Genomic DNA, 11,512 nt, shown 5'->3' on the forward strand with positions numbered 1-11,512 from the left:
TTTTTCCACAATCGTTTGTGTATTGTATCGAAAAAAAAGCTCAACGAGCAAATGTGGGTTTAGAGAGCGTGGGCGGGGTTTTAATTAAACATAAACAACCACAGCGCCCGCTATATAGATAATGTTGAGTAAGGTTAATGAAATGAAATCAATTAACCAACAAATTATTAAGGAGTTATTTTATTGGCTGGTCAGGGGTAGGAGTATCTTTCACCAGCAGCAGGTAAAAACAGAGCCAGCCCTCCGGCAGAGTTGCGCCTTTTAAGCAGCCTGTCGGATAGCGGTAGGGGTTGGGCTTTTGCGGGCGGCCAGTAGGCTGATGGCTGCTCCCAGTCCTGCCACCATGGCAAAAGATACGCGTAGGTTAAAAACTTCGGCTACCAGGCCAATTAGTGGTGGCCCCAGCAGAAAGCCAAAGAAGCCAACGGTGGTAACAATGGCCAGAGCTACTCCCGGAGAAACAGTGGTAGCTCTGCCAGCGGCGCTATACGCCAGCGGTGTAACGGATGCAATACCAAACCCCACCAGCAGAAACCCGATTACGGCCGGTATAAAAGCGGGCCATATTACTGCTATCAGCAGGCCCATGGTAATCAAAGCACTGCTGAGCTGCAGCATGCGGGTAGCTCCAATGCGGTGGGTTAGGCTATCCGAAATAAACCGGCCGAGCGCCATAGTGCTCATACAGGCCACATATCCCAATGTTACCAGCGTAGCATCAGGTCGCACCACTTTCTGAAAATACACTCCACTCCAGTCAAACATGCAGCCCTCGCAGAGCATGCCGCAAAAGGCAATCAGGCCAATCCGCAGTAGATGAGGCTCCGGCCGCCGCAAGCTGGGTCCGGGCGCATCGGCTCCGGTATCCTGAGGCAGAGTACGCTGATGGGCAAGCATGGTGATGATCAGACCAATGCCCATAACCAGCAGAAAATGCTGAAAAGGGGTTTGATCAGCCCGGATCAGCAAGGTGCCTAGGGCGCCACCTAAGAAACCGGCCAGGCTCCACAGCCCGTGGAAGGAGGCCATGATGGGCTTGCCGTACTCCTGCTGAACGCCGATAGCCTGTGTATTAACGGATACGTTGACCAGGTTGCCGGCAAAACCAAATACGACCAGGCTGGCCGCCAGACTCCAGAATCCATCCGTCCAGCCCAGCAGTGGGAGAGAGGTAGCATAGAGGCTCGCAGCCAGCATAACCACCACCCGGCTGCCGTAGGTGTGTACCGCCCATCCCGCCAGCGGCAGGGCCAGCAGGGCACCAGCGGGCAAGGCCAGCAGCAACTGGCCCAGCTCTCCCTCACTCAGGCCTAGCTTGAGGGCAATATCCGGAATGCGGGAGGCCCAGCTGGCAAAGCACAGGCCGGCCACAAAAAACAGGGCGCTAACAGCCACCCGGCGCTGGTGAGGCGTAATCTCAGACATAGACAATATGTGTGTGGCGCCGTTGGTCGACCCTTTACCCGGTACTTGCTTAAGCGGTAGTAGGCGCCAGGGCTTCCTGACGTTTTTGCTCCAGCACCGCCAGCAGCTTGCCGAAAGGCTCGGTAAACTTCCGGGCACCTTCTTCCTCCAGCTGATTAGTCAGCGCAGTCAAGTCCAGACCTAACTCGGGCAGGCGGCCCAGTACGTTCTTGTCGGCATCATCGGTGAGGCGAGCGGCGGGCTTCCCATTGATGCGGTACAGATCCAGCGTCTCCACCGGAATGGTATTCACCGTATTGGGGCCAATAAGGGCCTCCACATACTTCAGGTCATCGTACTTGGGGTTCTTGTTGCCCGTGCTGGCCCACAGCAGACGCTGGGGCTGCGCTCCGGCGGCCCGCAATGCTTCCCAACGGGGACCGGCAAAAATCTCCTGATAAACCTGGTAAGCCTGCTTGGCGCTGGCAATGGCTACCTCGCCCACCAGGGACTGAGCCAGCTCTGCCTGCCCGCCACCAGCATTGGACAGCGTCTCCAACTGAGGATCAAGCAGCACATCAATGCGGCTAAGAAAGAAGCTGGCTACGGAGTCCAGGCGCGTTACCGGAAGGTCGGCTTTCACCCGGTCTTCCAGGCCGGCCAGGAAAGCTTCGGCCACGTCCCGGTAGCGGTCCACGCTGAAAACCAGCGTAACATTCACATTAACTCCGGCCGCAATCAGCCGACGAATAGCCGGCAGCCCGGGTAGGGTAGCGGGCACTTTAATCATGACGTTGGGCCGCTCTACCGCATGCCAGAAGTGCAGACCCTCCGTGACGGTTCCTTCGGTATCGTTTATCAGTTCCGGCGATACTTCCAGGCTCACGTAGCCGTCGCCACCATTTTCGGGGTGGTTGTAGAGGGGGCGCAGCAAGTCGCAGGCCTGCTGCACATCGGCCACGGCCAGCTGCGCGTAGATCTGCTCCGCCGTTAGGCCCTTCTGGGCCAACTGCCGGATATCATCAGCATAGTCATCAGAGCCCGCAATGGCTTTTTCAAAAATAGCCGGATTGGACGTTACGCCGCGCAGACCATCTTCGGAAATCAGGCGCTGTAGTTCTCCATTGTGCAGAATGTTGCGGCGGATATAATCTAACCAGATACTCTGGCCGAAATCGTGAATAGCAACGAGGGGATTTTTATGTGTGCTCATAATCAATAAAGTATTTGCTCTGCGGAGCTTTAAGTCAAGGCAAAAAAGAACGTTGTGCCGGGTATCTACGAAAGCACTTCTTTCGGTTCCACTTCAGCCGGCTGCCCCTGCAGCACTGCCTGCGCCTGCTTTACCACGTTGTCTACGGAAAACCCAAATAGCTCCATGACTGCCTCACCCGGCCCTGACTCGCCAAAGCGGTTCATGGCAATGATGGTGCCTTCATCGGTGGCATACTTATGCCAGCCCATAGGCGAGCCGGCTTCAATGGCCACCCGTTTGCGTACCGTGGGGGGCAAAACCTGCTGCTGGTAAGCTTTATCCTGCTTTTCAAACAACTCCCAGGAAGGCATGCTTACTACCCGGGTAGGAACCCCCTGCTGCTGGAGTACGTCCTGGGCCTGCAGCGCCAGAGAAACCTCAGAACCTGTGGCTAGCAGCAAAAGCTCGGGCTGGCCGCCTTCGGCTTCCCGCAGGATATAGGCGCCTTTGGCCACACCTTCCCGCGCTGAGCCATACTGCTCCTGGTCCAGGACCGGCAACTTTTGCCGGGAAAGAATGAGTACCACCGGCGACTTGGGCGTGGTCATGGCAATGCGCCAGGATTCCACGGTTTCATTGGCGTCGGCGGGGCGCAGGACCACAATATTGGGGATGGTGCGCAGGGCGGCTACCTGCTCCACGGGTTGGTGAGTAGGGCCGTCCTCACCCAGGCCTATGCTGTCGTGAGTAAACACGAAGGTGGCATTAGACTCCGCCAAAGCCGTGAGGCGGATGGCGCCGCGCATGTAGTCGGAGAAAGTGAGGAAGGTGCCGCCGTAGGTGCGTACGCCGCCGTGGTGGGCCATACCGTTCATGGCCCCACCCATGGCGTGCTCCCGCACCCCAAACCAGATATTGTTGTGCTCATAGCTGCCCGGCTGGAAGCTTACGGCACCACTGGTGGGCATTTCGTTGGAGCTGGCCAGGTCGGCGGAGCCGCCGAACAGGAAAGGTACGCTCTGTTTGAGCGCCGTTAATGCTTTGCCGGAAGCCTGACGGGTAGCTAATGCCCCGTCAGCGGCGGTAAAGACTGGCAGCGAGGCGTCCCAGCCCGCGGGGAGCTCACCCGCAAACGAAGCCCTGAATAGGTCCCACCCCGCCCGGTACTTCTGCTGGTACGCCTCTGTTGTCTGCTGCCACTCTTCCTGCAGGCGTGCGCCCCGCTGTCCGGCTTCCGCCAGATGGGTGCGCACTTCTTCAGGCACTATAAAAGTTGCTTCGGGGTCGAACCCGAAAAATTCCTTGGCTTTCTTCAGGTTTTCCGCCCCCAAGGGGGAGCCGTGCACCTTGCTGGTGCCTTCCTGTGGGCTGCCGTACCCAATGATAGTTTTCACGGAAATAAGCGAAGGCCGCTCCGTTTCCTGCTGAGCTGCCCGAATAGCCGCCTCAATAGCCTCCAGATCATTGCCATCGGCTACCCGTTGAGTGTGCCAACCGTAGGCATCAAAGCGGGCCAGGGCATCCTCGGTGTAGGAAAGATTAGTGGGTCCGTCCAGGCAGATGTCGTTGTCGTCGTAGAGGTAAATGAGCTTGCCCAGCTTGAGGTGGCCGGCCAGAGAAGCGGCTTCCGCGGCAATTCCTTCCATCAGGTCCCCATCACTTACAATGGCGTAGGTGTAGTGGTCCATCAGCGTGTGGCCGAGCTGGTTGTACACGGCGGCCAGATGCGCCTCCGCCATGGCCATACCCACGCCGTTAGCGAAGCCCTGCCCCAGGGGGCCGGTCGTTACTTCCACCCCCGGGGTCATGTGGGACTCCGGATGGCCGGGCGTTTTGGAGTGGAGCTGCCGAAACGCTTTCAGATCATCCAAAGACAAATCATACCCATACAAGTGCAGCAGGCTATACAGCAGCGCAGAGCCGTGCCCGGCCGACAGCACAAACCGGTCCCGGTTCGGCCACTTCGGGTCCTGCGGGTTAAAGCGCAGAAACCGGGAGAACAGCACGTACGCCATAGGAGCCGCGCCCAGCGGCAAGCCCGGATGACCAGAGTTGGCGGCCTGCACCATATCCACCGATAACAGGCGGATGGTGTTTACACTGAGCTCGGCGGTTGAAACGGTCGACTGGTTCACGATGCGGGGAAATAAAGGGTGTAGGGGAAAGCAGCGGGTCTAGGCGTAGTTGGCTTTTCTGACACGGCAAAAGGGGCCTGCCAACGTATTTGATGAACTGCTTGTTCCTGGACTGAAAAGTAGAAACTATTAATGAATTACACAAACGATTGTGTAATAAAACACTAATTATACCCGACCTAAGGCTGTACTACAGGCCAGCCGGTTGAGTCCCAGTTGAGCTTCTCTATGCGGAGCTTGGAATGGCCTTTATCAGCGGCATCGTAGCCATGGAAAACCAGAAAATCCTGCTTGCCGAAGGTGTAAACCGAGTTATGGCCCAGACCAAACCAGTTCTTGTCGCCAGCCAGTACCAGAGTGCCGCCACCTTGCTCCAAGGCTACTCCGGACCGGTCTACGTAGGGGCCAGTGACATTTTTGGAGCGGCCTACCATAATCTTGTAGGTGCTTTGCGGGCCACGGCAGCAATAGTCGAAGGAAGTAAACAGGTAATAGTAACCGTCTTTCCGGAAAATAAACGGCGCTTCAATGGCCCCATCGCCGGGTAGGGAGTCGTTGAGTTGGGGGTTGCGAGGGCGCTTGGCCAGGGTGCGCCACTGCTCGGGCTGAGCCGGGGCAGTTAAATCCGGGCGGAGTTTCACCAGCTTAATACCATCCCAGAACGAGCCGAATGTGAGCCAGGGCGTGTCGGCTTCGTCCCGGATAAGGTTTGGGTCAATGGCATTCCACATGTCGCGCCCGGGCACGGACTGAATTACCCGGCCATGATCCTGCCATTTGAAATCGGGAGAGTTAGGGTTCAGGGTCTTATTGGTAGCCAGACCAATACAGGAGGTGTTTTTGCCGAAGGCGGAAACGGAGTAAAAAAGGTAATACACTCCATTGTGAAAGGAAATATCCGGGGCCCAGATATGGTTGCCTTTAAAGCCAGGCACTGCCTTGGTTGCCCACTCCGGCGCGGCAGCAAAAATTGGTTTTTCCGGCTTCCAGTTCTTTTTATCCTTCGATGACCAAACCGCAATGCCCTGCCCGGTGCAAAACATATAGTAGGTTCCCTCTTGCTGGATCAAGACCGGGTCGTGCGCCGGAATCAAAGAGGCGGTATTCTGCGCTTGGGCACTCAGGCCCGCCAGTAGTAAAACCAGTAACCCGATTCGCTTCAAAATGCTGAAATACATAAACGATTGTGTTTACTTATGTGTGTTTGCCTTACTCTAGAATCAGAGGAAGAACGATTACTCGGCCGTCAGTTCCAGGACGTGGCTGGTGAGAGCCGGAGCGTTGACCGGCGAAACGGTAAGGCCCACCTGCATCAGGTAATCACCGGAATACGTCTGGCCGCTGGCAGGCAGCTCGGATTTGGCGCCGGGCATCATATTAATTTCTGTAACCCGGTAGCGCTTGGCCGGGTCCAGGCCCTGCAGGCGTACGGCTAGCACGGTTTCGTTGGTGCGGGTGTGCAGGTTGTAACCGAAGAGAACGGCCTTACTTTTCGCATCATCCACATACAGCACGGAGGTCTGATTGCCTTCGTAGGGGGAGCGAAGGCGGTACTGGTCGCCCTGCTGGATGGCACCACTCAAGCGCTTAAAGTTCTGCACGGCCTGCTGGCTGAATTTCAGCTCATCCGGTGTCATTTTCTCCACCTCAATATCGTAGCCCAGCTTGCCCATCATGGCTACATCGGTGCGGAACTTGATGGTGTGCTGGCGGTTCCAGTTAGTGACGTGGCTGGCCAGGGTGTTGGATGGGAAGAAGTTAGAGAAGCCCCATTGGATAAATACCCGCTCCACGGCGTCGGTATTGTCACTGGGCCAGACCTCGGTGAAATACTTCAGTCCTCCGTAGTCGGAGCGGGCCCCGCCGCCTGAGCACAGCATCATAGGCACGTGCGGGTACTTCTGGCGCACCCGCTCAAACACTTTGTAGAGGCCACGCACATAGTCAATGTAGAGGTGCGACTGATTTTTCTTCAAATATTGTGAGTACCCGTTGGTTATCATTCGGTTGCAATCCCACTTAATGTAGGCTACGTTCTGCCGGAACTGCTCATCCACTACATTGAACACGAAGTCCTGCACCTTGGGGTTAGTCAGGTCCAGCACCAGCTGGCTGCGGTAATAGTCCTCCGGGCGGTTCGGCAGCTTAAGTACCCAATCGGGGTGCTTCTCATACAGCTCGCTCTTGGGGTTCACCATTTCGGGCTCTACCCAAATGCCGAATTTCACGCCTGCCTTGCTGGCGGTTTGTACCAGATGGCCTACACCGTTGGGAAGCTTGGTTTTGGTGGCCTGCCAGTCGCCGAGGCCGGTCTGGTCGTTGCTCCGGGGGTATTTGTTGCCAAACCAGCCATCATCCAGCAGAAACAGATCCACGCCCAGCGTGGCGGCGTCGCCAATGATGCGGTCCAGCTTGGGTTCGTCGAAATCGAAAAAGGTTGATTCCCAGTTGTTGAGCAGCGTAAGGCGGGGCTGGGTGCCATCGAGCACACCGAAGCGGCGGGCCCAGCGGTGCAGGTTGCGCGAGGCCTGGCCTTTGCCGGTAGTGCTATAAGTGAAGATGAACTCGGGCGTAGTGAAAGTCTGGTTAGCGGGCAGTGTATACTCCGAGGCATGCGGATTAATGCCGGCCGAAACACGCAGGGTATTCATATTATCCAGCTCGAAAGCCATCCGGAAGTTGCCGGTCCAGGCCAGCGTGCCAGCCAGTACTTCACCGCTGGTTTCGGTGGCAGCCTGATTCAGCGCCAGAAAGAAGGCCGGCGTCTGGTACCAGTCGGCGCGGGTGCCCAGCCTGGTGTCAATAACCTTGATGCCGCTGGTCAGCTGGGATTCCTGCGGCCGGGCTTCCTCGGCCCAGTCGCCATGAAACTGCGTGAGCCAGTACTGATGCGCATCAAAGTGCAGCATGGCCGAAGCGTAGTTGGTCAGCACCACCGGCTTCTTTTCCCGGTGCCGGATTTCGGTCCAGGTTTTTATTACGTCTTCCCGATAAAATGCCGCGAAGTGCAGCAGCACTTCCACCGGATACTGCGGGTCACGCAGCCGTATAGTAGTTTCCGTTACCCCCTCGCTGGTTTGGTTGGTTTTTTGATCAGCAAAAGTCAGGACCAGCGACGGATTGCCGTCAGGGTGCAGCACCCGAATGGCGGGCTCAAACAGGTTGTCGGTCCCGGCCGGAACATAGGCCTCGTGGAAGCGGGGTAGTTGGGCGTAATCGGCCGCACTGGCCAGCTTGGCACCCAGATATGTCTGGTAAAGCTTCTGATTTTCGCCCACCGCCAGTACCATACTTACATGCTGGGTTTCAATAACGATGGGAGACTTAGGCTGGGCCATGGCAGATACTACACTGCTAAAAAACAGTAGGCAGCAGCTTATTACGGATTTCAGCATGAGGGGGATAGAGCAATTAATGCTGATGTTCAGGAGTTTTGCCGTAAACCAGAATGAATTGTCAAGCGGAGCCTACGCTAAAATACCTACTACTTTACCTGTCATCCTGAGCTCTGCGAAGGACCTTATCACGTGGGAAAGAGTCGTTGGTACTATGGTCGTTCTCATCCCATAAGGTCCTTCGCAGAGCTCAGGATAACAGTTTCTTCACGACTTCAGGCTACTTATTTCGCCGGCTTCACGCCTTCCGTGGTCATGACCACCCGCTTCATTGTGCCGTCCTTGTTGTAGTACAGGTAATCGATGCAGACGGAGCGGCGAAAGGAGCCCCCATCTGTGGGGATGCTGCCGTTGTGATAGATGAAGTAGGATTGCCCTTTAAAGTCGATAATGGACTGGTGGTTGGTGTTGGAGTTGCCGGCCACCTCGTTGAGAATCCCCTTAAATTCCCAGGGGCCTTCAATGCTGCGGCTCATGGCGTAGGCAATCTTCTCCGGAAACTGATAGGCGTAGCTCAGGTAGTACCAGCCTTTGTTTTTATGAATCCAGGGAGCCTCCGTGAAGTTGGGCAGGTTGGTTACCTTATTGATAGGCCCGTCCAGCTCGGTCATGTTGGGCTTTAGCTTGGCCCAGTAGCAGTTGGAATTGCCCCAATACAGATAGCCCTGGCCCTTGTCGTCCACAAAAACCGTGGGGTCAATATCATCCCACGTTATTTTGCTTTCGGTCATGCTATTGGTAATCAGGGCCGAACCCCGCGCATCCTGGAAGGGGCCCGTCGGGCTGTTCGAAACCGCCACCCCAATAGCCTTGCCCGGAATGGAGCCGTGCTCTACGGCGGCATACCAGTAGAATTTGCCGTTGCGCTCAATCACCTGGGAGGCCCAGGCGTCGCCTTTGGCCCAGGCAAAATTCTTCACGTTCAGGGGGGAGGGATGCTCTTTCCAGTTCACCATGTCCTGGGAGGAAAAGCATAGCCATTCGTGCATTACATAGCCTTCCTGTCGGGGCGGGGCCTCATCGTGGCCGGTATACAGGTACACGGTGCCGTTGTGCACCAGGGCGGCCGGGTCGGCAGTGTATTTATCCTTGATGACGGGGTTGCCGGCCACCGGAACCGACACGGCGGAGGTCTGCGCAACCGCGCAGCTGGTAGAAGCCGTCAGCAGGCCAGTCAGGCACAGCCAGGAAGCGGGTAGAAGCAGGTTTTTCAGGTTCATGATGCCTGCCGCTTAGCGCTTGCCGGGAATACGCAGCACCGTGAAGGAATTAGGCGCCAGCGTGTAGGTTACCTTGGAAGACGATACCTTGAAGGGCTCTTCTTTGGGCGCTACATTCATGGGCTGCTCCAGGCTGTTCACGGCGTTCAGGTCGTTGCTGGCCAGCACAATGGCTTTGCCTGCTTTGCCCATTTTCTTTACCCCCTGCAGATTAATGGTCACGGGGCGGGCTTCGGTGGAGTAGTTCACCAGCTTCACGATGATTTCGCCGGTTTTGTCGTCGGCCACGGCACTGCTGAAGAGGTTGTCCTGGCCATTTTTGGCGTTGTCGCCGCGCTGCACGGGCAGCATGGTGGTGCCGGGGTTGGTGGAGTACATCTTCTGCACGTAGTAGTTGGGCGTACCGTATGCCTTCAGGTTGTCAAACCAAATCAGGTCCGGCGTCCACTGCCAGGCATCTACGTGGGCAAACAGCGGGGCGTAGGAGGCCATTATCACCTTGTCGGCGTTGCGCTCCAGGCCGGTCATAAAGGCCGCTTCGGAAATGGCGCAGTCCCAGCTGTTCTTGTTGTCGGGGCTGCCGATGGCTACGCTCTGCGCGGCATACTCACCGGCAAAGATTTTGGTGCCGGTGGTGGGGTAATTGTCGTAGCGGCCCACGTTCTGACGGAACCACTCCGGCTTGGCGTAGTAGTGCTCGTCAATTACTTCCGCCTTCAGCTCACGCAGGCGCTTGCTGGCTTTCTCAAACAGCTCTCCATCGGGCGCGGGGCCGGCGCTGGAGACGATGTTCATGTTGGGGTATTTGGCTTTCACAGCTTTCATAAACGGCTCGTAGCGCTCCAAATACTGGGGGCCCCACTGCTCATTACCAATGCCGATAAACTTCAGGTTGAAAGGGGCGGGGTGGCCCATGGCCACGCGCTTGGCACCCCATGCGCTGCTGGCGGGGCCGTTAGCAAACTCAATCAGATCCAGCGCGTCCTGAATAAAGGTTTCCAGCGTGGGGTCATCGTCGGCGTGGTTGTGGCCGGCTGGGGCGGTAGAAGCGCTGGGGCCACTGGCCCCACCCGTGCTGCTGATGGGAGCCAGCTCGGCGGAGTTAAACTGGCAGGCCATGCCTACGTTCAGAATCGGCACGGGCTCGGCGCCAATGTCTTCGGAAAGCTGGAAGTACTCATAAAAGCCAAGGCCAAACGACTGATAATAATCCGGGGTAGAACGGTGCTTGAACTCCATGTTCCAGCGGTTGACCAGCGGCACGCGCGAGGCTACGTCGCCAATGGTTTCTTTCCACTGATACCGCTCCGTGAGGTTGCGGCCTTCCACAATGCAGCCGCCGGGAAAGCGCAGAAAGCCGGGGTTCATATCCTTCAGCAGCTGCACCAGGTCGGTGCGCAGGCCATTCTCCCGTTTGTTCCAGGTGTCTTTTGGAAACAGGCTTACCACATCGATATCCAGGGTGCCCGCGCCTTCCATGGTCAGCTTAAGGCGCGCCCGTGGAGCCGTGCCCGCTGATTTCAGCACGGCGGTGTACTTTTTCCACTCGCCCGTGAGGCCGGTGATTTTCGTTTGCGCCAGTACTCTGCCCGAGCCTGCCGCTTCGGGTCCCGCGCCGCGCTGGCCTTCCTCTTCCAGCGTTACGTTCAGGCCGCTTACGCTGCCGGGGCCACGCCGCAGATACACCGAAAACGTGTATTCTGCGCCCTCTATCACGCCCATACCGCGGAAGCCTTCATTAATGAAGCCGGCATCGGGACTGGCCGTAGCGGCCGTCATGCGCAGGAAGTGGCTGTTGCTATTGCTAATGGGCTGCTGGCCGGAAACCGTGTAGGTAGATAAGGCCGCTGCGCCCTTAATGCCGCGCCAGCCCAGCAGGTGCTCATCCAGCTCAAACGACTTGTTCTTTACCAGCTCCGGGTACAGGCCGCCGTCGGCCGCGAAGTTGATATCCTCGAAGAAGAGGCCGTACATGGTTTTGGCGATGGGCGCCCCGGGCTTGTTCACCTGCACGGTGAGAGTATTAGCCGCCGAAGACTTGGTTTGGGCCAGAACTGGTGCCAGGCTAACGGTGCTGCACAAAGCCAGGCTACCGGCCAGTTGGGCAAATCGGGTGGAAGAAGGAGTGGACATGAAGTAGATAAAATGAGGGAAGCGCAGGGC

General features: G+C 57.1%; 7 protein-coding genes. All 7 read right to left on the reverse strand.

Going from position 1 to position 11,512, the window contains the following annotated elements:
* Positions 1-261: 261 nt before the first annotated feature.
* Positions 262-1,425, reverse strand: a complete 1,164-nt coding sequence (locus Q4G72_RS07700) for an MFS transporter (protein WP_303310837.1) — start codon at positions 1,423-1,425, stop codon at positions 262-264.
* A gap of 49 nt (positions 1,426-1,474) precedes the next feature.
* Entirely contained in the window at positions 1,475-2,617 is a 1,143-nt protein-coding gene (gene tal / locus Q4G72_RS07705; protein WP_303310838.1) for a transaldolase, read from the reverse strand.
* Positions 2,618-2,682: 65 nt separating this feature from the next.
* Positions 2,683-4,734 carry a transketolase gene (tkt, locus tag Q4G72_RS07710; protein WP_303310839.1) on the reverse strand — a complete coding sequence of 684 codons (2,052 nt, stop codon included), beginning with the start codon at positions 4,732-4,734 and terminating at the stop codon, positions 2,683-2,685.
* Positions 4,735-4,913: 179 nt separating this feature from the next.
* Complete coding sequence (locus Q4G72_RS07715; protein WP_303310840.1) at positions 4,914-5,912, reverse strand: arabinan endo-1,5-alpha-L-arabinosidase; 999 nt, start codon at positions 5,910-5,912, stop codon at positions 4,914-4,916.
* A 57-nt stretch (positions 5,913-5,969) separates the two neighbouring features.
* Positions 5,970-8,072, reverse strand: coding sequence for an alpha-galactosidase (locus tag Q4G72_RS07720; RefSeq protein ID WP_303310841.1), 2,103 nt, complete (start codon positions 8,070-8,072; stop codon positions 5,970-5,972).
* A 281-nt stretch (positions 8,073-8,353) separates the two neighbouring features.
* Positions 8,354-9,349 (reverse strand): glycoside hydrolase family 43 protein, encoded by a 996-nt coding sequence (locus Q4G72_RS07725; protein ID WP_303310842.1) that lies wholly within the window; start codon positions 9,347-9,349, stop codon positions 8,354-8,356.
* 12 nt (positions 9,350-9,361) lie between these two features.
* Complete coding sequence (locus Q4G72_RS07730; protein WP_303310843.1) at positions 9,362-11,482, reverse strand: alpha-L-arabinofuranosidase family protein; 2,121 nt, start codon at positions 11,480-11,482, stop codon at positions 9,362-9,364.
* Positions 11,483-11,512 lie beyond the last annotated feature (30 nt).

Source organism: Hymenobacter sp. BT730, from assembly GCF_030542105.1.
Lineage (GTDB): Bacteria > Bacteroidota > Bacteroidia > Cytophagales > Hymenobacteraceae > Hymenobacter.